The sequence below is a fragment of the Duganella aceris genome, assembly GCF_011090165.1.
GTDB classification, from domain to species: Bacteria; Pseudomonadota; Gammaproteobacteria; order Burkholderiales; family Burkholderiaceae_D; genus Rugamonas; species Rugamonas aceris.
This window is the reverse complement of record NZ_JAADJT010000002.1, coordinates 308,332-330,885: the sequence shown is the minus strand read 5'-3', so window position 1 is coordinate 330,885 and position 22,554 is coordinate 308,332. Positions and strand designations below refer to the sequence as shown.

Sequence of the window (22,554 nt, the reverse complement as noted above, 5' to 3'; positions counted from 1 at the left end):
GCTCACGGCTCGATGCTGCTCAACGGTTTGCTGTGCCGCTTGGCGCGGCGGATCGGCGGCTGCTGCCGCAGCGGCCGCGCCAGGGCTTCGCGTGCGCGGTCGTAGCCGTATTGCCACTGATCGCTCATGTGCTGGGCGAAGGTCGCGTAATCCGGCGGCATCGACAGTTCGATGCGGTTGCGCAGCCAGTCCAGCTTTTGCTGCATCTGCTGCTTCGCCAGCACCACCGACACGTCCGACGAATCGATGCGCATGTCGGCCAGGTGCGTGTTGGCGTAGCGCAGGCGCGCGTTGCCATCCACGCCCAGCACCGCGCGCCAGGCCGGGATCGAGAACACCTGGTCGAACGCCTCCTTGAATTCCATGACCACTTCCTCGCCCAGCTTGCCCGCGATCTCGACCGGGAACAGATCGAGCACGCCGCCGATGTATTCGTCGCCGCGATGCGGCTGGCAGCGGAAGTAGATCATGTCGGCGATCGAGATGCGGGCGGCTTCGGCGACCGAGGTGGCGCTGTCGACGATCATCTCGCGGGCGACGGCGTGTTCGCCCCAGCGCGCATCGGCCAGCGGCGAGTCCATGCCGCGCAGCGCGGCGGCGGCGCGCTCGCCGCAGAACACCGTCTCCGCATACAGCTTGCGGCCGTTGCGCGCCTGGCCGACATCGGCCCGGCCGAACAACAGCTTGCCGCCGATGATGGCGACGTCGACTTCCGGCGTGCCGCTGGCGGGCGGGAAAGGCAGTTGCGGCGGAATCTCGAACAGATAATAGTCGAACAAATCCGGAATCACCGGCACGCTGGCGGACGACAGCTTGCGCTGCGCGGCGCGGCGCAGGGTGCCCAGCAGCGCGGCGTGGTGGGTGGATTTCAGGCCGCACCAGAAGCGGTACATTTCCGGCGACGCCAGCCAGGCGCGCTGTTCCTCAGGCTCCGGCAGGTTGTGGATGATGGTCGCGGCGATGGCGCCGCCGCAGCTGGCCAGCAGCACGTCCGGCGCCTGGCCGGCCTGCCGCAGGGCGGCGTACATGCCGATGTAGATACCGAACCGGAATCCTCCTCCACCCATCACCATGCAGCGTTTATACGGTTTATACGATAGTGTCATGGCAGAACATTACCACAGCCTTTCACAGCTGCCGCTCCAGCGTGATGCGCAGGGTAGCGGACGTCGGCGTGGCCGTGGTGCGGCGGCGCGTGCCGTCCTGATCGACGTAGTAGTGCGCTTCGCTGGCGTCCTGGCGCAGCAGATTGCTGGCGGCGATGCGCAGCTGGGTCTTGGCGTCGGCCTTCCACAACGCATACACATCAAGCTCGCGCTTCGGGCTGGCAGTGAAAAATACCTGCGACGATTGCCGCACCGGCCCGGCCGCCTGGTAGTTCAGGCTCCCGCCGACGGTCAGGCTGGACCAGCGATAATCGATGCCGGCGTTGGCGGTGAGCGGTGTCTGCGTCTCCAGCCGGTTGTCCGGTCCGGGCACGCTGTCGACGCGCGACCAGTTGCGCGCCAGGTTGGCGCGCAGGTCCAGCGTTTTTGTCAGTGGCAGCTTGGCCTCCAGCTCGATGCCGCGTACGCTGGCGTTGCCGCTGTTGAACGGCGCTTCCACCCACACCCCGTCGTCTTCGAACAGGCGTGTTTGCGTGACGTCGCGGATGCGTCGCAGATAGGTGCTGACGCTGAGCAGCGCGCCGCCGCCGAGATAGTGTTCGTACGCCGCGTCCAGTCCCCAGGCCAATTCCGGCCGCAGGTTCGGGTTGCCTTGCTCGTCCGGATTGGTCGGGTTATTGTTGTTGTCGTTGGTGTAGCGGCGCGGCACCAGCTTCAACAGCGGCGGCGCCTTGTAGGTGCGGCTGAGCGCGAGCCGCAGCACATCCTTGTTAGCCAGCGTGTAGCGCGATTGCAGCGAGGGGCTCCACACCGAGGAGCTGGTATCCAGCGCATCCGGCGCGTTGGCGGCGTCGGCGCGGCTGGCGGTGTCCAGCCGTTCGTGGCGCAGGCCGAGATACAACGAGTAGCGCTCGGTCACTTGCCATTCGTCCTGCGCGAACAGGGCGAGGCGGTCGACGTTGGCGCGGTAGTCGGCGTTGCTGCCGCCGGTGCGGATGCCGTTGGCGTCGAACAGGCTTTCGTCCCGGTCCTCGCGGCGCACGGCGCGGTTGAGGTCCCATCCGAGCGCGATCGCGTGGCGCTCGCCGACCGGGTGGCGGTAAGTTCCGCTGGCGGTCACGCTATTTTCGGTCGGGCCGGAATCGACGTGGTGGCGGCCGGCCGGCTTGCCGTCCGCGTCCATGCCGTTGAAGTCGAAGGTGCCGCTGCGGCGGTTGGTGCTGGCGCCCAGTTTCATTTCCAGCTTGGCGCCGCCGGTCAGCAGGTGCGTCCAGTTCACATCGCTGCGCAGCATGACGAAGTTGGCGACGAAGTCGGAGACATTGTGCGGATATTCGCTGGCGCCGCCGGTCAGGGTGGTCTCGTCGGCGCGGTTCTGGTTGTCGACGCGGCGCAGGTTGGCGAAGCCTTGCCAGGTCAGCGTGTCGCCGCCGGCCAGGGCCCAGTTGACGCGCGGCGCCAGCGTCAGGGCGTCGGTGCGGCCGGATTCGTTTTGCGGCGTGCGGCGCAGCAGCGTCAGGGCGCCGCTGGTGTCGCGCTGTTCCTCGATATCGGTAAAGGGTCTTTCGTTGCGCTTGCGCGTCAGCGTGGCGGCGAGGCTGTAGGAATAAGCGTCGCTTTGATCCGAGAGTTGCGCCGTCAAGGCGGGCGTGGTGGTGCCGGCTTGGCGTGCGACGCTGGCGCTCAATGAGCGCTGGTCGCGCTTGACCGCTTTCTTCAGGATGATGTTGATGGCGCCGGCGACCGATTGGTTGCTGAATTCCGCCGTGGTGCTGCGCATGATCTCGACGCGCTCGATCGTGTCCGGTGCGATGGCGTCGAGCGAGAAGCCTGCCGCCACCGGTTCGCCGTTCAGCATGATCTGGGTGTAGCCGTTGCCCAGGCCGCGCATGCTGATCTGGCCGCCCTGGCCGGGTACGCCGGAGATGCTGATGCCGGGCAGGCGCTTGAGCGCGTCGGCCAGGGTCTGGTCGCCTTGGCGCATCAGGTCGGCGTGGCTGACGACGATGCTGGTGGTGGTCTCGCGCTGGCGCTGGTCGGCGCGCGCGCCGCTGACCTGTACTTGCGGCGGCTCGGGCGATTCGGGCGATTCGGGCATCTGCGGCGCTTGCGGCATTGGCTGCATTGGCGGTATCGGCGGCGTTTGCGCGGCGTTCGCGCATGCGGCGGCTGCCAGCAGCAGGCTGCCGGTGGTTCGGTGTAGCGACATGTTCAGATTCCTGCTGTGAATTGCTGGCGGCGGACGCGCAGTGCGTGCTTGGTGGCGTAGGCGTCGAGGCCTGCGAGCTTGTCGGCGGGGTCCAGCAACCGCCCGTTCTGTCGTGCTTCGAAATGCAGATGCGGGCCGGTGGCGAAGCCGGTTTCGCCCACCGCGCCGATGGTCTGGCCGGCGGCGATGCGTGCGCCGGGCTTGACGGCGATGCTGTCGAGATGCGCGTACAGCGATTGCCTTCCGCCGTGATCGATGATGACGGTGTTGCCGTAACGGCCGTCGTTCTCTGCCAGCGGGCCGGCGGCGAGCACCACGCCGTCCGCCACTGCGCGCACCGGCGTGCCTTTGGCCGCGCCGAGGTCGATGCCCTTGTGCGGCGTCGCCAACACGTCGCGGTGCACGCCGAAGAAGCCGGTGACGCGCATCTTCTCAAGCGGGTAACGCCACGCGGCTTGCGGTTGCACGGCGGCGGCGGCGGCGCGAGGCGCGGCCAGGCCGGCAGGGCGTGCAGTCTGCGGGCCCGCCTCCGCCGGCAGCGCGTCAGGCGCACCCTCGGCGAACGCCATCGGTGGCGGCGAGCCCGCGTCGGAGGTGCGTGCCGATTGCGCTTCGCCCGCCGGTGTCGACTGCGCATCGGAGCCGTGCGCCCACTGCGCATCGGAGCCGCGCACCCACTGCGCATCGGAGCTCCGCGCCCACTGCGCTTCGGCTGTCGGTGTGGACTGCGCCGCGACATCGAGTGCGATCGCCGGCTGAAGCAGGGCGCCGGCGATCAGGATCGCGGCCATCGCCACGCCGACCAGCCCGACGGCCAGGCGGCTCAATGCTGGCAAGCCGTTTTGCTGCATCTGCCGCACCCGCGCCGCAACCGTGGCGCCGTCGATGCCGCCGAAGGCCACGCCGCCGGCCGGCGACAATGCGGCCTGCGCTTTCCACTGCATCAGCAAGGCGGCCGCGTACTGCTTGCGCTGTGCTTGCGGGCGGCCCGCCAGCACGTGCTGGTCACAGGCCAGCTCCAGCGCCCATTCCAGCCGGCGGCGCAGCCAGGGCAGCGCGGGGTTGAACCAGAACAGCGTCTGCAACGCTGCCGACACGCCGAGCCAGAGCGGATCGCGCCGGCGCCAGTGGCGCAGTTCGTGGCTGATAATCATCTGCTGCTGCTCCGCAGTGAAATCGCGCAGATGCAGCGGCAGCAGCAACAGCGGACGGCGCGAGCCGACCAGCATCGGCGAAATGGCGGCGGCGGTTTCCAGCACGCGCAGTCGGCGGCTTGCGATGTCCTGCAACTGGTCGGCGTTAAAGGCACCGTGCGCCAGCAATGCCTGTGGCGATAACGGATGCGCGGCAAGCAGCAGGCCTCGCCAGGTCCGCCGCGCGCGCAGCAGCCGCGTCAGCGCGAACGCCAGGCCTGCAATGTAGACCAGTATCCAGGCTGGCGGCATCAAGTTCGCAAGCAGCGGCGCGACGCCAGCCACGGCGTCGCCGCCACTGCCGCCGTCGCCGGCGCGGCCACTGCGGCCGTCGCCGGCACCGCTACTGCCGCCGTCGCCGGCACCGCTACTGCCGTCGTCGCCGGCACCGCCACTGCCGCCGTCGCCGGCGCGGCTGCGAACTGCGGGGTCGGGGCTGGCGGGTTGACCGGCATTGCGGTCGCTGCCCGGCTTGCTGACGACGGGGGAGACATCGCGCAGCAGGGACGGGCCGATTGCGCTCAAGGGCAGCGACGGCACGATTCCGAACGCCTCGCCGCGCGGTAGGAACGGCAGCACGGCGGCGACGGCCACCAGGCCGTGCGCGGCCAGCCACACCAGCCGGCGCGACAGCAGCGCAGGCCACAGCCGCGAGGCACCGGCCAACAGCGCCCACGCCATCAGACCGGCCAGAACCGAGCCGGCGCAGCCCAACATCCATCTTAACAGCAATACATGCAACGCCATCATCGAATACCCCTGTGCGACTAATAGGGTGATTATGCGACACATGTCGCATTAGCGTCAAGCCAGCAATATGCAAGCCACCAAGTGAACTAAATTATATCCATTTGTAACATTTCTTCATATCAATTCCAAATCTGTTACGCTTGAGCATTTGATAACGACAGCGTGGAACCCGCATAGGGGTACAATGCGCGTGGCCGCAGCTATCCCAGCCGCAGCCCTCTAGCATCGGAAACTTATGTATTACGGAGAGCGCTTCAACAGCATCACGCATACCGTGGGCGCCGCATTGGCGGCCATCGGCGGCACGCTGTTGATCGTCCTGGCCGCGCGCAGCGGCGACGCCTGGAAAGTGGTCAGTTTCAGCGTCTACGCCGCGACGCTGTTCGGCCTGTACCTGACCTCGACGCTCTATCACAGCTTCCGCGGCCGGGCCAAGGACGTGCTGCGGCGGATGGATTACTGCGCCATCTACCTGCTGATCGCCGGCAGCTACACCCCGTTCACGCTGGTCAGCCTGCGCGGACCGTGGGGCTGGTCGCTATTCGGCATAGTATGGGGCTTGGCGGTGATCGGTATCTTGCAAGAGATCTGGTTCGCCAAGGGCGCCCGCGTTTTGTCGCTGGTGATTTACGTGGCGATGGGCTGGGTCGCCGTGATCGGCGCCGGACCGCTGATCGACGCGCTGGGCTGGAACGGCTTCATGTGGCTCGCCGCCGGAGGCGTGGTGTACACCGTCGGTATCGCTTTTTTCGTCACCGACCATAAATGGCGTTATGGCCACGGCGTGTGGCATTTGTTTGTACTTGGCGGCAGCGCATGCCATTTTGGCGCGGTGCTGCTGTATGTGGCATAAGTATGTGGCGTAAGGATGGAAACCCGTGGAAATTAACTCGGACGATTTAAAGACCTTCATCACCGTGATCGACAGCGGCACGCTCAGCGCCGCCTCGGTGCACCTGGGGCAGACCACGTCCGGCGTCAGCCGTGCGCTGTCGCGGCTGGAGGACAAGCTATCGACCTCGCTGCTGACGCGCACCACGCGGCGCATGGAACTAACCGAGGAGGGACAGCTGTTTCTTGAGCGCGCCCGCGCCATTCTCGGCGCGATGGAGGAGGCGGAGGAAACCATCCGCATCCGCCGCCAGAAGCCCGCCGGCCGCCTGTGCGTGGACGCGGCCTCGCCGTTCATGCTGCATTGCGTGGTGCCGCACATGGCGGAATTCCGCGCGCTGTATCCGGACATCCGTCTCGAATTGAGCAGCAACGACCAGATCACCGACCTGATCGAACACCGCACCGACATCGCGATCCGCATCGGCACGCTGATCGATTCGACGCTGCACGCGCGTCCGCTCAGTTCCAGTCCCCTGTACGTGCTGGCCAGTCCCGGGTACCTGAGTCAGAACGGCACGCCGCAAACGCCGGAGGACCTGGCGCGTCACTCGCTGATCGGCTTCGCGCAGTATGAGCTGGGCAATCACTGGCCGCTGCGCCACGCCAGCGGCAACAGCCTGCCCATCACGCCGTCGATCGCCGCCTCCAGCGGCGAGACACTGCGCCAGCTGGCCTTGGCCGGGCAGGGCATCGTCTGCCTGGCGGACTTCATGACGCGGGGCGACATCGAGGCCGGCCGCCTGGTCAAGGTATTGGAGCCTTACTACACCGGCTACCGCCAGCAGATCCACGCGGTCTACTACCGCAACACCCAGCTGGCGCAGCGGATCAGCTGCTTCCTCGAATTCCTGCAGCAAAAACTCTGATCAGCTGATTGGTGCGGCGCCGTACAGAAGGCGCGGCGGCGCGGCGCTACACTGGCCTTGCGTGCTTGGAGTACTTCTTAAGGGAGGTACTCGGCAGCAGGTAAAGCCGGTAGCCTCAAGTACCGGCACCAAACAACAAGATGTTGCCGCTCTTCGGAGGTCATCATGACGCAGACTACGCATCCTTCCAAGTATTTGGTACGGGCCTACCTTGAGCGCCGCTCGCAGGAAGTCAAGCCGCCGCCGACGCCGGAAGAAATCCGCCGCCAGCTCGGATGGAACATGATGCTGTTCGAGCAAAAGGTCAGCAACGGCAGCCGCTCCTGACGCGGCGCCGCCTCCGGCAGCATCGAAAAACCCACCCCATGCAGGGCGTGGGTTTTTTTTCGCCGTTCACCGGCGCTTTTCCGCCGTTCGCCGAATAGCGGTTTCGCCGCCACCAGTTCCCCGGTATTGTTCTATCCATACCGACTTGGAGAACTGACATGAACATACACACCGCCTACCGCTGGCGCCAGCAAATCGTCTGGGGCACGGCGCTGATCGTCGCCGGCTGCGTGCTGCTGCTGGACCGCGCCGGCGTGATTCAACTCGACTTCGAGCTGGCGAGCTTCTGGCGCTGGTGGCCATGGGTGCTGGTGGTCAGCGGTCTCACCAAGATCATCCCGCCGACCACGCCGCGCTACCTGCTCAACGGCCTGTCGGAGATCTTCTTCGCCGGCTGGTGGTACGTCTCCTTCAACCACGTGTGGGGCCTGAGCTTTGGCCAGACCTGGCCGGCGCTGCTGGTTGCCTGGGGCCTCGGCATGATGCTGCGGCCATTGCTGGACAATGTGTTCGCCACGGCCCGGGAGCAGAAATGAGCACCAATCTCCAGCGTAGCCCGGCCGCGCAGATGATCATCGGCCTGTTCGTGATCGCCATCGGCCTGCTGTTCCTGCTCGATAACCTGGGCTGGCTCGATCTGAACATCCGGCTGCACATCTGGCCGACCGCGCTGATTTTCTTCGGCATCCTGAAGCTGCTGCAAACCCGCACCCGCTCCGGCATGGTGGTCGGCGCCGCGCTGACCGCGATCGGCACCCTGACCATGCTCAAGGAGACCGGCCTGCTGGCGATCAGCTGGCGTACGCTGTGGCCGATCCTGCTGATCGCCGCCGGACTGGCGGTGGTGTTCAAGTCGACCAGCGGCCGCTCGGTCTTCGACGGCATCGGCAAGACCGTCGACAAGGACTACAACGAACCCGATGTCAACATCACCTCGATCATGGGCAACTACAAGAACCGCATCACCACGCCGGATTTTCGCGGCGGCGAGGTGACGGCGGTGATGGGCGGCGCCGAGCTGGATCTGCGCCAGTCGTCGATCAACGGCGAGGCGGTGCTGAACGTGTTCTCGCTGTTTGGCGGGATCACGGTCAAGGTGCCGGTCGACTGGGCGGTGGTGTTGCATGGCACGCCGATCATGGGCGGCTTCGAAGAGAAGACCGTGCCGCCGCCGGCCGACACCGGCAAGCGCCTGATCATCCGCGGCTACGTCATCATGGGCGGTCTGGAAGTGCGTAACTAGGCATGCAGGAGATTTCCTCCTCGCGCCGTGGCGCGATCATCTACCTCTCGGTGTGGCTGTTCATCGGCTGCGCGCTGGGCGGCGTGATCTCGCTGGCGAGCGACGCACCGCTGGCCAACGCGATGCTGTTCGCGATTCCGATGAATCTGTTGTACGCCTTCGCGGCGGGCTACTCGGCCTACTACCTGTGCCGCGCCTATCCGCTCGGCAGCCGCAGGGCGGCGTCGATCGCGCTGGTGCTGACGGTGGCGGCGCTGGTGTCCGGCTTCCTGTGGCTGATGGCGGGACGCTTCTGGAACGGGCTATGTCAGCTGTTGGGCGTAGCGTGGAGCGGCATCGAATTCACGCCGCAGCTGTCGGCGCTGATCGTCGGCCTGGGGATACTACTGTACGGCTTCGCGGCGGCGGTGCATTACCTGGTGATCGAATTCGTCCGCGCCAAGAACGCCGAGCAGCGCGAGCTCGAATCGCTGCTGATGGCGCAGGAGGCCGAGCTGCGCATGCTGCGCACCCAGATCGATCCGCACTTCCTGTTCAACAGCCTGAACTCGATCAGCGCCTTGACCTCGCAGGACCCGAAGGCGGCGCGCCGCATGACGCTGGAACTGGCCAGTTTCTTCCGCCAGAGCCTGGGCATGGAAGCCCACAAGAAGGTCACGCTGGGCGAGGAGATGGTGCTGATCCGGCACTTCCTGGCGATCGAGCAGGTGCGCTTCGGCGAGCGGCTGCTGGTGGAGGAGGCGATCGAAGCCGAAGCCGCCGCCTGCCTGGTGCCGCCGATGATCATCCAGCCGCTGGTGGAGAACGCGGTCAAGCACGGCATCTGCAGCCTGCCGGAAGGCGGCACGATACGAGTCACGGCGCGGCGCAGCGGATCGATGCTGCATATCCGCGTCGACAATCCGGTCGACGCCGACGGGCCGTCGGGCGGCGGCGACGGCCATGGCATCGGCCTGACCAATGTCCGCCAGCGTTTGTCCGGCGCCTACAAACACGAAGCCAGCATCCACTGGGGCTTGACCAACAACAGCTTCGGCGTGGACATCACGATGCCCGCACAAGCCGGCGAACAAAGGGAGTAAGGCGATGCGCATCATCATCGTGGACGATGAAATGCTGGCGCGCGGCGTGGTACGCGAGTACCTGGCCGAGCATGCGGACGTGGAGATCGTGGCCGAATGCGCCAACGGCTTCGAGGCGGTCAAGGCGATCACCGAGCTGGCGCCTGACCTGGTGTTCCTGGATATCCAGATGCCGAAGCTGGACGGCTTCGAAGTGGCCGAACTGGCCGGCAACAAGACGCGCTACATCTTCGCCACCGCCTTCGACCAGTTTGCGATCAAGGCTTTCGAGTTTCACGCGCTGGATTACCTGCTCAAGCCTTTCAGCCAGCAGCGCTTCGACCAGGCGCTGGCGCATGCGCGCGCTAACATGGGCAAGGGCGCGGGCGATGCCGCCGTGGAGAACATCGTGCGCGAGGCGGCGGGCCGCAACAAGCCCGTGGGCCGCGTGCTGATCCGCGACGGCGCCAAGGTCCACGTGATCAACGCCGACAAGATCGAGCATATCGAAGCGCAGGACGATTACGTGCAGATTCGTTCGGAGGGCAAGTCGTATCTGAAGAATCAGCGCATGGCGGAGCTGGAGGCGCAGCTGGACGCCGAGCAGTTCCTGCGCATCCATCGCTCCTACATCGTCAACATCGCCTTCGTCGACCGCATCGAGCAGGCCACCAAGGACAGCCACGTCGCGATCCTGAAGGACGGCGGCCGCCTGCCGATCAGCCGCAGTGGCTACCAGAAGATCCGCGCCGCTATGACGTGAGCTGGCGGTCGGAGGCGCGGCGTTGGTCGTTGCTCGACAGTACGCGCAAGATGGTCGGGGTGGGCACCTTGTGGGATGATAGATACGCCCACGCTTTCGCCGCGCCATAGGTGGAATCGATGACGATCGCCTGCTCGATGGTCTTCGCGAGGCGGGTGTTTTCACGGGGTTGCATGGTCGAACATCCTCGAATACTGAACTGCTCACTAAGCTGGGGTGAGGATAGCCGGAACGGCAATGGTCGCGCGAAGGCGGGGCGCGGAATCAGTCTGCTTGCAGCATAGCAGACTTGATAGTCACTACCCATTGCAAATAGCAATCGGCGGCTTGCTATCGATATCTTCAACGCGCCACCAGGTCGGCATCAGCTGCTGGATTTCCGGCCGGCCGAAGCGATCGTCGATCAGATGCACGGTGCCGCGATCCGACTGGGTGCGGATCACGCGGCCGGCCGCCTGCACCACCTTCTGCATGCCCGGATAGGTGTAGGTGTAGTCGTAGCCGGCGCCGAAAATGGCGTCCATGCGTTGGCGGATTTGCTCGTTGACCGGGTTAATCTGCGGCAGGCCGAGCGTGGCGACGAAGGCCCCGATCAGCCGCGCGCCCGGCAAATCCACGCCTTCGCCGAAGGATCCGCCCAGCACCGCGAAGCCGATGCCCTCGCTGTCGAGCGTGAACCGGGCCAGGAATTGCGCCCGTTCCGCCTCGTCCATGCGGCGCGACTGGCGCCACACCGGCACCTCCGGATAGCGCTCCTCGAACAGCCGGGCCGCCTTTTCCATGTAATCGAAGCTGCTGAAGAAGGCCAGGTAGTTGCCGCGCTGGCTGCGGTACTGCTCACCCATCAGATCCGCGATCGGCGACAGCGATTGCTGGCGGTGCTGGTAGCGGGTGGAGATGTGGGACGCCACCCGCACCGACAGCTGCTCGGCCACGAACGGCGATTCGACGTCGACCCAGGCGGTGGTGTCGGGCATGCCGAGCATGTCGCCGAAGTAATTCCATGGGCTCAGCGTGGCCGAGAACAGCGCGGTGGCGTGGGTGCTTTCGAAGCGCGGCTTCAGGTACGGGGCCGGCACGATGTTGCGGATGCACAGCACCGAATTGCTGTTGCTGGCGCGCGCGCCGTCGGCCTTTTCGATATCGAACAGCGCGTGGTCGCCGAAGCTTTCCGCCAGCTTGGCGAACATCAGCGCGTTGAAGTAAAAGCTCTGCAGGTCCGGGTCGACATAGCCGGGATGGTCGGCCATGTAGTCGGAGATGGCGGTGGCCGCCGTCTGCAGCGCACCCATGAATTTTTCCGGCAGCGCGGCGTAGGATTGGTACTCGGGCGTCTGGTCCTTCTCCAGCTGGTTCCATTGGCGGTGCACGCGGTCCAGCGGCTTTTTCAGTTCTTCCGGCGCGGCCTTGCGCAGCAGGCGCAGGGCGGCGTGTTCCATGTCGGCCGAATACATCTTGCGCGCGCGCGAGACCATATTGTGTGCCTCGTCGACCAGCACGTTGACCTTCCAGTCGTTGAGCTGCGTGAGGCTGTGCAGCATGGCGCTGCTGTCGAAGTAGTAGTTGTAGTCGCCGATGACGATGTCGCACCAGCGCGCCAGCTCGCTGCTGAGATAATACGGGCAGACGTTGTGCGCCAGCGCGATCTCGCGCAGCGTGTCGCGGTCCAGCGACAGCGGCGTGGCCGAAGGCGCCGTGAGGTCCAGCGCCGACTGGCGCGCGGCCGGCAGGCGGTCGTAGAAGCCTTTCGCCAGCGGGCAGGAGTCGCCGTGGCAGGCCTTGTCCGGATTGACGCAGGCGGTGCTCTTGGCCGCCAGCTCCAATGTGCGCAGCGGCAGCAGCGGCGCGCCTTCGCGGATCACGTCGACCGCGTCCAGCGCCATGCGCCGGCCCGAGGTTTTCGCGGCCAGGAAGAACACCTTGTCGACGCCGTGTTCGGCGCTGGCCTTCAGCATCGGGAACAGGCTGCCGACGGTCTTGCCGATGCCGGTCGGCGCCTGCGCCAAGAGGCAGACGCCGCGATTGCTGGCGCGGTACATGGCCTCCGCCAGCTGGCGCTGGCCGGGGCGGAAGTCGGCGTGCGGGAAGCGCATCCCCTTCAGTTGCAGGTCGCGTTCCGCGCGGTGCGCCATTTCCTTTTGCGCCCATTCGAGGAACAGCCCGCACTGGCGTTCGAAGTAGCTCTGCAGATCGGCCGCCGTGTGGTCTTCGTGCAGCACGGTTTCCTTCTGGTTGCCGATGTCGAAATAGACGAGTGCCAGGCGTATTTTCTCAAGCCCCTGGTCGCGGCACAGCAGGTGGCCGTAGATCTTCACCTGCGCCCAGTGCAGCGCGCGCTGGTTGTCCGGCATTTTCTTCAGATCGCCGCGATAGGTCTTGATTTCCTCCAGGCGGTTGGCGCGGATGTCGTAGCCGTCGGCGCGGCCGCGCACGTGCAGCGGGCCGAAGTCGCCGGACAGCGCGACCTCGGTCTGATAATCGTCGCCGCGCCGCGAGGTGACCACGCCGTGGCCGGCGATGCCTTCCTGCGCCGTCGGCGACGGCGTGAAGCGCAGATCGAGGTCGCCGGTCTTGGCGGTGAACTCGCACAGCGCGCGCACCGCGACGGTGTAGCGGGCCGGCTGCGTCATGCCGCCCACTGCAGGTAGCACACCGAGACCGGCATCTGGTGCTGGGCGCAGTACTCGATCCAGCGCAGCTGGTTGTCCTGCAGGCGGTCGCCAGGGCCTTTTACTTCGATCATGTTGTAGCGGCGCTCGGCCGGCCAGAACTGGATCAGGTCGGGGAAGCCGCTGCGGTTGGCTTTGATGTCGAGCAGGATGCGCTCGAAGGCGCGCTTCAGGTGCAGCGGCGGGATGCAGTCGAGCGCCAGGTCGAGCAGCTCCGCGTCGATCGCCTCCCAGTACAGGAAGGGCGACTGGATGCCGGCCTTGGCCGCGTAGTTGGCGCGGATGGTGGCGCGGTAGCCGTCGCCGTCCAGCTGCGCCAGGCAGGCCGCGAACTGCTGCGCGCGGCGGCGCTGGAAGTCGGCGCTGTGCAGGTCGGCCGGGCCGCGATGATAAGGATGGAAGAACGCGCCCGGAATCGGCGAGAACACCGCATCCCAGCACAGCAGGCCGAACAGCGAATTGATCAGCGAGTTCTCGACGTAGTAGACCGGCGCGTCGTCGCGGGTCAGATGGTCGCGCACGACGAACTCGACGTAGTCCGGTTGCGGCGGCGGCGGCAGGCTCAGATCGATGCGCAGCGCCTGCGCCGGCGCCAGCCGCAGCGGCTTGGCATGGCCCAGCTTGCGCGCCAGGCGGGGCGCCATGCGCAGCAATTGCTGGCGTTCCGCCTCGCTCTCCGGCGCCAGCAGCGCCGATTGCAGCAGCTCGAAGGCCTCGCGCGGCTGCTCGTTCTTCTCCAGCACGCGCACGGCGCGGGCGCGCGCGCCGGGATAGTTGCAGCCGGCATAGAGCTGATGCGCGGCCGGCCAGTCGGCCAGTTTTTCCAGGTGCTGGGCGATGTGGAAGGTCAGCTTGTCGCGGCGGCTGCGCAGCCACTCGTTCTCGGCCGCGCACTGCGGCAGGTCGGCGATCACGGCGGCCGGATCCTCGCCGGCGGCGAAGCGCTCGTGGCACTGATGCAGCGCGAGGAAATCGTCGATATCGCGCCGGCTGCGGAAGCCGCGCGCGGCCGGCGAGAACGCCACCTTCTCGTACTGGTAGATGCCGAGGTCGGACAGCACGAACTCGGTCCAGTCCTGATGATAGTTGCCGAAGAAGATAAGGCGCAGACGGTCGCACAGTTCCTGGGTCAGGTTGCGATAGGCATGGTCGCCGGAGCCGTCGTACCAGCTGGAAAAGCGATGCTCGCCCTCATACTGTTGACGCAACGCCTCCAACTGCTCGGCCTTGCGCAGCTGCCGCACTTGCGGCGCGAGATGGAAGATCTTGCCGATTTCCGGTTTTTGCAGCAGATCGAACAAGGTGGACAGATCGAGCAGCGGATCTTCCTCGATCAAGCCGAGCGCCGCCAGCGGACGGGCGGCCTCATGAGTGCTGCCGATCTCCGCATAGACCAATTTACTGGCGCGAAAGATGGTCCCCTTGCGCATCACCATACGCGCGAACAACGCGCGCGACGCCTGCGGCAGGGTAGGGAAGGACTGGAGGAAGCCGCGTTCCTCGTCGGTGAGAAGATCGTCATAGCGCTCGGCGATCCACGCCAGCACCAGCTGGAAGTTCTCCAGGTAGTAAAGCGGATTGTCGAGGACTTTGATCATTGCGGGCGATTAGCTGTATTTATATACAGTATATCGCGTTGCGGCGCGCTTGCACAGCAAAATCAACCCCGAAGGGGATGGGGTCAGACCCCTTCATGGGGTCTGACCCCGGTTGGCTGTGCGGGGTAAAGCTGGCGCCAACACCTGGCGCCGAGTTTAGCGCCTCTGGCTGACGGCCGGCTTGCCCCCTTTATTTCTTGGCGGCCTTGGCGGGTTTTGGGGTGTTCTGCTCGACGATCGCGCTGGCCTTGGCGATTTGCGTCTCCACCGCCTCCACCGCCTGCTTGGTGGCCTTGGTCACTTGTTCATAGCCGGCGAAGGCATTGTCGATCGCGGTCTTGACGATCTGCACCGCGTTCTCCGATCCCGGACGGACATTCTTGGTGACGTCGTAAATCAAGGCGCTCAAGTTGCTCTTGGCTTCGGCCACGTGGGCGTCGGCGGCGCGGGTGAATTCTTCACGGATCTCGGCGATGATGCCGCCCAGCTGCTGGTTGTACGCGGCGGCGCCCGCCAGGCCCGGCTGCACCTTGGCGGCGGCCAGCGACATCGCGGCCTTGGGATCCTTGGCCTGGCTGATTTCCTTGCCGGCGGCCAAGCCGTCTTCCATCTGCGATTTGGCGGTGGCCATGTTCAGCGCCACCACCTGTTCCACGCCTTGCACCGCTTTGCTGGTCAGCGCGTTGAACGTCTCAAGTTGAAATTCAAACAGTGCTTTGGTGGCGTTGGCGAATTGTTCGGGATTCGTAAACATACAGTCTCCTCATGGTGATATGGGATGTGGCTGGTGTCCGGTTGGTCCGTGTTGTTGTGGGGCCATTATTTAGCATTCACCGGCTTTTCGCAACGGCTATCTTTGTACGGTCCGTAGGCCTGCACCCAGCCCGGCCCTAACGGCGTTTGCGAACACACCAGCGCGCCGTCGATCTTGCTGCGCCATTTCCACCAGGGCGCGGGCCCGGCGACCAGGCCGCCGCAGCACAGCGAAAGAACAATAAGCGTCGGGATTTTTTTCATGATGCTCGATCCGGTCAGCGCGGCGCGACCTTGGGCAGGCGCATGGTGAAGCTGGCGCCTTTGCCCTCAAGGCTGCTCACTTCGATGTGGCCGCCCAGCACGCCGGTGACGATGTTGTGGGTGATGTACAGGCCCAGCCCGGAACCGCCGGAGCCGAGCCGCGTGGTGAAGAACGGGTCGTAGATGCGCGCCAGGTTGGCGGCCGGGATGCCGGCGCCGTTGTCGCTGACGGTAATGGCGATCTCGCCGTTGCCGCCGTCGTGCGCAATGATGGTGATGGCGCCGTCGCTGCGCCGGGCGTGGTCGAAGCCGTGCACCAGGCTGTTGTCGATCAGGTTGCTCAGCGCCTGCGTCAGCGGGCCGGGATAGCTGTCCATCTCCAGCCAGTGCTCGACGTCTTCGATCAGGTCCAGGCCGTGCCGGCGCACGTCGGCCTGCAGCGATTGCAGCAGCTCGGCGATCAGGTCGCCCAGCACGAAGCGGCTGCGCTGCGAGCCGGCGCTGTCGACCGCGATGCGTTTGAAACTGTCGACCAACGCGGCGGCGCGCTTCAGGTTGCGCAGCACCACCTCGTCGGCGCTGGCGGCTTCGTTCAGATACGCTTCCAGCACCGAGCGGCGCAGGCCGCCCTCCATGTCGCGCCGCAGCTCGGCGGTGCGCTCGCTCATGCTGCCGGCCATCATCAGGCTGTTGCCGATCGGCGTGTTGAGCTCGTGCGCGACGCCGGCCACCAGCGCGCCCAGCGCCGCCAGCTTGTCGCGCCGCACCAGCTCTTCCTGCGTCAGGCTGAGGTTGTCCAGCGCGGTGCTCAGTTCTTCGTTGACATGCTCGGCGTCCTCCTTGGCCTGGCGCAGTTCGGCGGTGCGCGCCGACACCAGTTCCTCCAGGTGCTCGCGGTGGCGCAGCAGCTCGTCCTCGCGCCGGGTGCGTGCGATGGCGATGCCGGCCAGGTGGGTGGCGGCGCTGATCAGGCGGCGGTCGTCCTCGGTCGGGCTGCGTACGTCCTTGTAGTACATGGCGAACGAGCCCAGCACCGTGTCCTGGTCGAGCAGGATCGGCATCGACCAGCAGGCGCGCAGGCCGTAGTGCAGCGCGACCTCGCGATACGACGCCCACAGCGGGTCGTTGAGGATGTCGCCGACCACCACGGTCTGCTTGCGGTGCATCGCGGTGCCGCAGGAGCCGGCCGTCGGTCCGATCGACAGGCCGTTCAGCGCGGCCAGGTAGTCGGCCGGCATGCTGGGACCGGCGGCGCTCTCGACGGTGACGCCGTCGGGATTAAGCAGCATCACGGTGCAAAAGCCGCCGTCCAGTTGCGCTTCGATCAGCAGCACCAGCCGTTCCAGCGTCTGCCTCAGCGGCGCGCCGCGCGCGATCATTTCCAGCAGTACGTTCTTGCCGTCGCGCAGCTCGGCGGCCAGCTTGCGCGCGGTCAGGTCGATGATGCGGACATGCATCAGGCGGTAGCCCGGGGTGTTCAGCGGCACCATGCGCAGATCGCAGGTCATCAGGCGGCCGGAGCTGTGCTTCATCGCCAGTTCGAACACTTGCATGTCGCCAGCCATGACCCGTTCGACATAGGCGTCGAACACTTGCCGCGAGTCGCGTCCGTCCGGCTGCAACGGCGGGCACAGCGATGGCAGGTCGGTCTGCACCAGCTCGGTCTCGGTCATGCCGAACAGCTGGCGCGTGCTGCGGTTCACGTCCAGCACCTTGCTGCTGCCGCGCTGGATCAGCAGGATGGAATCGGGCGAGCCCGACAGGATGGTGTGGTAGTTGACCTCCAGCGAGGCCATGGTCGGCGTGCCGGCGACGATAGGGGCGGGCGCGATCGCCTTCAGTTGCAGCAGGATTTTTTCCGCCATGTGTTCGGCGTCGAAATTCAACGGCAGGTAGGCGGCGGCGCCCGCGTCGACGGCGCGCTGGCGTTCATCTTCGCTGGGCTGGGCCGACAGCAGGAACACCGGCAGCACGCGTCCGCTGGCGCGCTTCAGGCGCTGGCACAGTTCCAGGCTGGCGCTGCCGGCCAGCGTCACGTCCAGCAGCGCCAGCGCGATATCGCCGCCGGCGGCGGCGGCCAGCGCCGCGTCGCCGCGGCTGACGGCGTGCAGTTGGTAATGGTAACGGGCCAGCGTGTCGCCGAGCGCGGCAAGATCGGATGCCGCGCTGGTGGCAATCAGGATGGTGCGCGGCTGATCGGAGGAGAACGGCGGCATCATTGTTGGCTGGTCCAATTCCGCATGCGGAGGTGGAGTTAGTGTATTACAAGAACGCCGCTTATGCAGCCCTCAGTTCTGACTCCTGTTGTGCTTGCTTAATCAGGGGGAAACTGTCCTCGATCCAATCGACCAGCACTTCCAGCCGCTCGGCCGCCTCGCGCCCCAGCGGCGTCAGGCTGTATTCGACGTGCGGCGGCACCACCTGGTGGGCGACGCGCAGCACCAGGCCGTCGTAGGCGAGGGCGTCCAGCGTCTGCGCCAGCATCTTCTCGCTGACGCCGCCGACCGCGCGCCGCAAGGCGCTGAAGCGGTGGGTGCCGTCCAGCAGCACCACCATCACCAGCACGCCCCAGCGGCTGGTGATGTGGCCCAGCACGATGCGCGACGGGCATTCCGCCGCCAGCACCTGGCCGCGTTGGGCGTCGTCGCGCCCGGCGATGGCGTTGCGCAGGGCTTTGCTGGATGTGTGTTCGCTCATGGGATGCTCCGTTTCATACTAACTAAAATGTATGTACTTACATTCCGTTAGTATAGCCTATATGATGGATTCCATCGCGCAGGAATGTGCCTGCGGAATTCAACCGAAAGGAAATATCATGATTATCGTTACGGGTGCCACCGGCCAACTGGGCCGTCTGACGATCGCCAGCCTGCTCAAGACCACCCCCGCCGCCCAGATCGTCGCCGCCGTGCGCGACGTCGCCAAGGCGGCCGACCTGGCCGCGCTGGGCGTGCAGGTGCGCCGCGCCGACTACACCGATCCGGCTTCGCTGGACGCGGCCTTGCAAGGCGCAAGCAAGGTGCTGTTGATTTCTTCCAACGATTTGGGGCAGCGCGTGCCGCAGCACCGCAACGTGATCGACGCCGCCGTCCGCGCCAAGGTCGCGCTGCTGGCCTACACCAGCGTGCTGCACGCCGACCGTTCGACGCTGTCGCTGGCCGCCGAGCACCGCGAGACCGAGCAGGCGATCCGCGCCTCGGGACTCCACTACAGCTTGCTGCGCAACGGCTGGTACATTGAGAACTACACCGGCACGCTGGGCGGTGCGGTGGCGCACGGCGCGCTGGCCGGCGGCGCGGGAGAAGGTCGCATCGCGGCCGCCGCGCGCGCGGAATACGCGGAAGCGGCGGCTGCGGTGCTGGCCAGCGCCGGTCCGGTCGAGCAGGTGTATGAGCTGGCGGGCGATACCGCTTTCACGCTGGCCGAGCTGGCTGCCGAAGTGGCGCGCCAGACCGGCAAGCCGCTGCCGTTCCATAATCTGTCGCAGACGGAATACCGGGAGATGCTGCTGGGGCTGGGATTGCCGGCGCCGCTGGCGGAGCTGATCGCCGATTCGGATGCGCAGGCCGCCAAGGGCGCGCTGGACGACAACAGCGGCACGCTGGGCAAGCTGATCGGCCATCCGACCATCGCGCTGGCCGCCGCCGTCAAAGCCGCGCCCTAATGAAAAAAGCCTCCATCGGGCTATCGCTCGATGGAGGCTTTTTTGCGGAATTCTGTGGTGCCCACGGAGGGACTCGAACCCCCACACCTTGCGGCACATGGACCTGAACCATGCGCGTCTACCAATTCCGCCACGTGGGCACTGTTACTGCTTTTCTCTGCGACGTGTTCTGCAACAGAGGCCCGAATCTTAAAGGACGCCCGCTCGGTCGTCAATAGTGATTTGGTGCTTTTGTGAAATTATTCCAGCATAATGGCGGTCTGATTAATATGAGATTGCCGTTTCATGCTTGCTTTGCATCGGACGCTGGCCGCAGCCGGCCTGCTTTTGTTGGCGCTTCACGTCCGTGCCGGCGAGACCATCACCCTGACCAGCGGCGAGTGGCAGCCCTATCTGTCGGCGCAAGCGCCGCACTATGGGCCCGTCTCGCGCATCGTCAGCGAGGCTTTCGCGCTGGAGGGCGTCACGGTCAACTATGTGTTCCGGCCGTGGAGCAGGGCATATCTGGAAGCGGTCAGCGGCGGCGCCAACGGCACCCTGGTCTGGAGCACCGCCGAGCGCGACAGCGATCGCATGCGCAGGTTTTATTTCAGCGACGTCGTGTTCGAAGGTAAGTCGGTATTTTTCTACCGTAAGGCGTTCCAATGGGATCGGCGGACGCTGGTCGGCGTGCGGCTGGGCGGCACCGCCGGCTATGACTATCTGTTCGACAGCGATCCGGCGATCACCATCGATCGCACCGCGCCCAGCGACGAGCTCAATTTCCGCAAGCTGGCGGCGGGGCGTTTCGATGTGTTCCCGGCCAACCTGGATTCGGGCCGCTACATCCTGCGCGAAGAGATGACGGCCGAGCAGGCCGCGCAGATCACCTGGGATCCCAAGCCCTACAACATCACGCCTTATCACCTGTTGCTGAACAAGAGTAATCCGTCCAGCCAGCGCTTGATGGTGGCATTTAACAAGGGACTGAAGCGGCTGAAGGACAGCGGCAAATATGCGGAATATATGCAGTCGCTGAAATAAGAAAAGCCTCCCGAGGGAGGCTTTTCTTGCGGAATTCTGTGGTGCCCACGGAGGGACTCGAACCCCCACACCTTGCGGCACATGGACCTGAACCATGCGCGTCTACCAATTCCGCCACGTGGGCACTGTTACTTCTTTGTTGCTTTTCTCTGTCGCGTGTTCCGCGTCAGAGGCCAGAACTATACGGGAGGGGTGCCGCAGCGTCAAGAGCGATGTGCTTCTTTTCTGAAAGATTTCCTGCTTGCTTGTTCGCCCGCACTTTCGTAAAGTGGTTCGCACATCTAAAAACCGGAGATGGCGATGGAGACGTTGAGCAACTGGTTTGATAGCCAGGGATTCATGCCGCACGGGCACTGCTTCCAGTGGATTCCCTCCATCCTGTGGACCAGCGTGATTTCCGACGCGCTGATCGCGCTGGCCTACCTCACCATTCCCATCACGCTGATCTACTTCATCCGCAAGCGACGCGACATGCCGTTCGACTGGATGTTCATCGCCTTCGGCGTGTTCATCCTGGCCTGCGGCGCTACCCACATCGCCGACATCTGGGTGGTGTGGTATCCCGATTATGTGCTGTCGGTCAGTCTCAAGGCGATCACCGCGGTGGCGTCGGTGGTGACCGCCGTGGTGCTGGTGCGGCTGGTGCCGGTCGCGCTGCGCATTCCCAGTCCGGCGCAACTGGCCGCCGTCAACGCCGAGCTGCGGCAGGTCAACGAGGAGCTGCGCGCCGCGATGGAGCGGGCCGAAGTGGCCAACCGCGCCAAGAGCGCCTTCCTCGCCGCGATGAGCCACGAGTTGCGCACGCCGCTCAACGCCATCCTCGGCTACACGCAAATCCTCAAGCGCGACAAGAGCCTGACCGCGCCGCAGCAGACCGGCATCAGCACCATCCAGCAGGGCGGTCAGCATCTGCTGGCGCTGATCAACGACGTGCTCGACCTGTCGCGGGTGGATGCCGGCAAGATGGAGTTCCATCCCAAGCCGGTGCGGCTGGGCGAGTTGCTGAGCGTGGTGGCCGACATCATGCGCGTGCGCGCCGAACAAAAGCATCTGCACTTCGAGCTGGAGCTGGTGGCCGGCCTGCCGATGGCGATCAGCGTCGACGAGACGCGCCTGCGCCAGGTGTTGCTGAATCTGCTGGGCAACGCGCTCAAGTTCACCGATCGCGGGTCGGTGCGCTTGCGGGTGGCGCCGCTGCCGGCCGGCGACGGCGTGGCGGCCGATACCGCGCGGCTGCGTTTCGAGGTGAGCGATTCCGGCATCGGCATCGCGCCCGATCACGTCGAAGCCATCTTCCGTCCGTTCGAGCAGGTCGGCGACGCCTCGCGCCGCGCCGGCGGCACCGGGCTGGGCCTGGCGATCAGCCGCCAGCTGGTGCAATTGATGGGCGGCGAGCTGCGAGTGGAAAGCACGCCGGGCAAGGGCAGCCGCTTCTGGTTCGACGTGTCGATGAAGGTGGTGGCGGAGCTGGTGGTGGCGCCGGCCGACGGCTCGCGCATCGCCACCGGTTACGTCGGTCCGCGCAAGACCATCCTGGTGGTGGACGACGTGGCGGCCAACCGCGCCTTGCTGCGCGACCTGTTGGGCGCGCTGGGCTTCAGCATGTTGGAGGCGGACAACGGCCAGGCCGCGTTGCGCCAGGCGGAGGCGGCCGCGCCGGACCTGGTGTTGCTGGACATGGTGATGCCGGACATGGATGGGATCGAAACCACGCGCCGCCTGCGGGCCGGCGCGCGCACGGCGCAGACGCCGGTGCTGATGATTTCCGCCAGTTCGACCCCGGAAGAGGAGGAGCGCTCGCTGGAGGTTGGCGCCAACGCCTTCCTGGCTAAGCCGGTCAACGAGCACGACCTGCTGCGCGAGATCCGCAACCAGCTCAAGCTGGAATGGACCGAATAATGAAAAAAGCCCCCATCGCGCTGTCGCTCGATGGAGGCTTTTTTGCGGAATTTGTGGTGCCCACGGAGGGACTCGAACCCCCACACCTTGCGGCACATGGACCTGAACCATGCGCGTCTACCAATTCCGCCACGTGGGCACTGATGCTACTTTACAACTCTGCTATTATAACGACGGGGAGAGTTTCGCGCCAGATGAACTTTCGTTCCATACTGCACATCAACCCTGTCTAGCAGTTTCCCGCTTTGCTTTCGTTTTTCAACGTTGTCGCT

The 22,554-nt window shown here is 65.5% G+C and carries 20 protein-coding genes and 3 tRNA genes; 10 read left to right on the top strand and 13 right to left on the bottom strand.

Features of this window, described 5'->3' with window-relative positions; translation table 11 throughout:
- Positions 1-2: 2 nt before the first annotated feature.
- Genes GW587_RS05975 through GW587_RS05965 form a run of 3 tightly spaced genes read right to left on the bottom strand, consistent with a single transcriptional unit; the run spans position 3 to position 5,258 of the window.
- Positions 3-1,106 carry a patatin-like phospholipase family protein gene (locus tag GW587_RS05975; RefSeq protein ID WP_229259307.1) on the bottom strand — a complete coding sequence of 368 codons (1,104 nt, stop codon included), beginning with the start codon at positions 1,104-1,106 and terminating at the stop codon, positions 3-5.
- A 22-nt stretch (positions 1,107-1,128) separates the two neighbouring features.
- On the bottom strand, positions 1,129-3,315 hold the full coding sequence (locus GW587_RS05970) for a TonB-dependent receptor plug domain-containing protein (protein WP_229259306.1): 2,187 nt from the start codon (positions 3,313-3,315) through the stop codon (positions 1,129-1,131).
- Positions 3,316-3,317: 2 nt separating this feature from the next.
- Positions 3,318-5,258, bottom strand: coding sequence for a peptidoglycan DD-metalloendopeptidase family protein (locus tag GW587_RS05965; RefSeq protein ID WP_166099870.1), 1,941 nt, complete (start codon positions 5,256-5,258; stop codon positions 3,318-3,320).
- Positions 5,259-5,493: 235 nt separating this feature from the next.
- Between GW587_RS05965 and trhA the strand changes: the two genes are divergently transcribed.
- The 7 genes from trhA (at position 5,494) to GW587_RS05930 (ending at position 10,412) form a co-directional block, all read left to right on the top strand.
- Positions 5,494-6,111: a PAQR family membrane homeostasis protein TrhA gene (gene trhA / locus GW587_RS05960; RefSeq protein WP_166099868.1), complete on the top strand. Its 618-nt coding sequence runs from the start codon at positions 5,494-5,496 to the stop codon at positions 6,109-6,111.
- 25 nt (positions 6,112-6,136) lie between these two features.
- Positions 6,137-7,018, top strand: a complete 882-nt coding sequence (locus tag GW587_RS05955) for a LysR substrate-binding domain-containing protein (protein ID WP_166099866.1) — start codon at positions 6,137-6,139, stop codon at positions 7,016-7,018.
- 165 nt (positions 7,019-7,183) lie between these two features.
- The gene (locus GW587_RS05950; protein WP_166099863.1) at positions 7,184-7,345 is read left to right on the top strand and encodes a hypothetical protein; all 162 of its coding nucleotides are present in this window, start codon (positions 7,184-7,186) and stop codon (positions 7,343-7,345) included.
- A 158-nt stretch (positions 7,346-7,503) separates the two neighbouring features.
- On the top strand, positions 7,504-7,881 hold the full coding sequence (locus GW587_RS05945; RefSeq protein ID WP_166099861.1) for a LiaF transmembrane domain-containing protein: 378 nt from the start codon (positions 7,504-7,506) through the stop codon (positions 7,879-7,881).
- The gene (locus GW587_RS05940; protein WP_166099858.1) at positions 7,878-8,588 is read left to right on the top strand and encodes a LiaI-LiaF-like domain-containing protein; all 711 of its coding nucleotides are present in this window, start codon (positions 7,878-7,880) and stop codon (positions 8,586-8,588) included. Before GW587_RS05945 ends, GW587_RS05940 begins: the two co-directional genes overlap by 4 nt.
- A 2-nt stretch (positions 8,589-8,590) precedes the next feature.
- Positions 8,591-9,670: a sensor histidine kinase gene (locus tag GW587_RS05935; protein ID WP_166099856.1), complete on the top strand. Its 1,080-nt coding sequence runs from the start codon at positions 8,591-8,593 to the stop codon at positions 9,668-9,670.
- Between the two features lie 4 nt (positions 9,671-9,674).
- Positions 9,675-10,412 carry a LytR/AlgR family response regulator transcription factor gene (locus tag GW587_RS05930; protein ID WP_166099854.1) on the top strand — a complete coding sequence of 246 codons (738 nt, stop codon included), beginning with the start codon at positions 9,675-9,677 and terminating at the stop codon, positions 10,410-10,412.
- Here the strand turns inward: GW587_RS05930 and GW587_RS05925 are convergent.
- The 7 genes from GW587_RS05925 to GW587_RS05895 form a co-directional block, all read right to left on the bottom strand.
- Positions 10,402-10,587, bottom strand: coding sequence for a hypothetical protein (locus tag GW587_RS05925; protein ID WP_166099850.1), 186 nt, complete (start codon positions 10,585-10,587; stop codon positions 10,402-10,404). The two genes, GW587_RS05930 and GW587_RS05925, sit on opposite strands and share 11 nt — an antisense overlap.
- Before the next feature lie 124 nt (positions 10,588-10,711).
- Entirely contained in the window at positions 10,712-13,042 is a 2,331-nt protein-coding gene (locus GW587_RS05920; RefSeq protein ID WP_166099847.1) for an ATP-dependent DNA helicase, read from the bottom strand.
- The gene (locus GW587_RS05915; protein ID WP_166099844.1) at positions 13,039-14,679 is read right to left on the bottom strand and encodes a VRR-NUC domain-containing protein; all 1,641 of its coding nucleotides are present in this window, start codon (positions 14,677-14,679) and stop codon (positions 13,039-13,041) included. Before GW587_RS05915 ends, GW587_RS05920 begins: the two co-directional genes overlap by 4 nt.
- A 190-nt stretch (positions 14,680-14,869) precedes the next feature.
- Positions 14,870-15,433 carry a phasin family protein gene (locus tag GW587_RS05910; protein WP_166099842.1) on the bottom strand — a complete coding sequence of 188 codons (564 nt, stop codon included), beginning with the start codon at positions 15,431-15,433 and terminating at the stop codon, positions 14,870-14,872.
- Positions 15,434-15,498: 65 nt separating this feature from the next.
- A complete protein-coding gene (locus GW587_RS05905; RefSeq protein ID WP_166099839.1) occupies positions 15,499-15,696 on the bottom strand; it encodes a hypothetical protein in 198 nt (65 codons plus the stop codon).
- A 14-nt stretch (positions 15,697-15,710) separates the two neighbouring features.
- Positions 15,711-17,930: an ATP-binding protein gene (locus tag GW587_RS05900; protein ID WP_229259305.1), complete on the bottom strand. Its 2,220-nt coding sequence runs from the start codon at positions 17,928-17,930 to the stop codon at positions 15,711-15,713.
- 43 nt (positions 17,931-17,973) lie between these two features.
- Complete coding sequence (locus tag GW587_RS05895) at positions 17,974-18,393, bottom strand: winged helix-turn-helix transcriptional regulator (protein ID WP_166099837.1); 420 nt, start codon at positions 18,391-18,393, stop codon at positions 17,974-17,976.
- Positions 18,394-18,511: 118 nt separating this feature from the next.
- On the opposite strand from GW587_RS05895, the gene GW587_RS05890 reads away from it, so the two are divergent.
- Entirely contained in the window at positions 18,512-19,360 is an 849-nt protein-coding gene (locus GW587_RS05890) for an NmrA family NAD(P)-binding protein (protein ID WP_166099834.1), read from the top strand.
- Between the two features lie 55 nt (positions 19,361-19,415).
- Here the strand turns inward: GW587_RS05890 and GW587_RS05885 are convergent.
- Positions 19,416-19,500, bottom strand: a tRNA-Leu gene (locus GW587_RS05885).
- A 145-nt stretch (positions 19,501-19,645) separates the two neighbouring features.
- Here GW587_RS05885 and GW587_RS05880 point away from each other — a divergent pair.
- Entirely contained in the window at positions 19,646-20,383 is a 738-nt protein-coding gene (locus tag GW587_RS05880) for a substrate-binding periplasmic protein (protein ID WP_166099832.1), read from the top strand.
- 39 nt (positions 20,384-20,422) lie between these two features.
- On the opposite strand, the gene GW587_RS05875 is transcribed toward GW587_RS05880, so the two are convergent.
- A tRNA-Leu gene (locus GW587_RS05875) sits at positions 20,423-20,507 on the bottom strand.
- A 176-nt stretch (positions 20,508-20,683) separates the two neighbouring features.
- Here GW587_RS05875 and GW587_RS05870 point away from each other — a divergent pair.
- Positions 20,684-22,282 (top strand): ATP-binding protein, encoded by a 1,599-nt coding sequence (locus tag GW587_RS05870; protein WP_166099829.1) that lies wholly within the window; start codon positions 20,684-20,686, stop codon positions 22,280-22,282.
- A 54-nt stretch (positions 22,283-22,336) separates the two neighbouring features.
- Here GW587_RS05870 and GW587_RS05865 read toward each other — a convergent pair.
- Positions 22,337-22,421, bottom strand: a tRNA-Leu gene (locus GW587_RS05865).
- Between the last annotated feature and the right edge of the window lie 133 nt (positions 22,422-22,554).

Bases quoted from the DNA above. Each gene is read 5' to 3' on its own strand.
- GW587_RS05975 (WP_229259307.1), bottom strand. From the start codon at position 1,106: ATGACACTATCGTATAAACCGTATAAACGCTGCATGGTGATGGGTGGA.
- GW587_RS05970 (WP_229259306.1), bottom strand. From the start codon at position 3,315: ATGTCGCTACACCGAACCACCGGCAGCCTGCTGCTGGCAGCCGCCGCA.
- GW587_RS05965 (WP_166099870.1), bottom strand. From the start codon at position 5,258: ATGATGGCGTTGCATGTATTGCTGTTAAGATGGATGTTGGGCTGCGCC.
- trhA (WP_166099868.1), top strand. From the start codon at position 5,494: ATGTATTACGGAGAGCGCTTCAACAGCATCACGCATACCGTGGGCGCC.
- GW587_RS05950 (WP_166099863.1), top strand. From the start codon at position 7,184: ATGACGCAGACTACGCATCCTTCCAAGTATTTGGTACGGGCCTACCTT.
- GW587_RS05945 (WP_166099861.1), top strand. From the start codon at position 7,504: ATGAACATACACACCGCCTACCGCTGGCGCCAGCAAATCGTCTGGGGC.
- GW587_RS05940 (WP_166099858.1), top strand. From the start codon at position 7,878: ATGAGCACCAATCTCCAGCGTAGCCCGGCCGCGCAGATGATCATCGGC.
- GW587_RS05935 (WP_166099856.1), top strand. From the start codon at position 8,591: ATGCAGGAGATTTCCTCCTCGCGCCGTGGCGCGATCATCTACCTCTCG.
- GW587_RS05930 (WP_166099854.1), top strand. From the start codon at position 9,675: ATGCGCATCATCATCGTGGACGATGAAATGCTGGCGCGCGGCGTGGTA.
- GW587_RS05925 (WP_166099850.1), bottom strand. From the start codon at position 10,587: ATGCAACCCCGTGAAAACACCCGCCTCGCGAAGACCATCGAGCAGGCG.
- GW587_RS05920 (WP_166099847.1), bottom strand. From the start codon at position 13,042: ATGACGCAGCCGGCCCGCTACACCGTCGCGGTGCGCGCGCTGTGCGAG.
- GW587_RS05915 (WP_166099844.1), bottom strand. From the start codon at position 14,679: ATGATCAAAGTCCTCGACAATCCGCTTTACTACCTGGAGAACTTCCAG.
- GW587_RS05910 (WP_166099842.1), bottom strand. From the start codon at position 15,433: ATGTTTACGAATCCCGAACAATTCGCCAACGCCACCAAAGCACTGTTT.
- GW587_RS05905 (WP_166099839.1), bottom strand. From the start codon at position 15,696: ATGAAAAAAATCCCGACGCTTATTGTTCTTTCGCTGTGCTGCGGCGGC.
- GW587_RS05895 (WP_166099837.1), bottom strand. From the start codon at position 18,393: ATGAGCGAACACACATCCAGCAAAGCCCTGCGCAACGCCATCGCCGGG.
- GW587_RS05890 (WP_166099834.1), top strand. From the start codon at position 18,512: ATGATTATCGTTACGGGTGCCACCGGCCAACTGGGCCGTCTGACGATC.
- GW587_RS05880 (WP_166099832.1), top strand. From the start codon at position 19,646: ATGCTTGCTTTGCATCGGACGCTGGCCGCAGCCGGCCTGCTTTTGTTG.
- GW587_RS05870 (WP_166099829.1), top strand. From the start codon at position 20,684: ATGGAGACGTTGAGCAACTGGTTTGATAGCCAGGGATTCATGCCGCAC.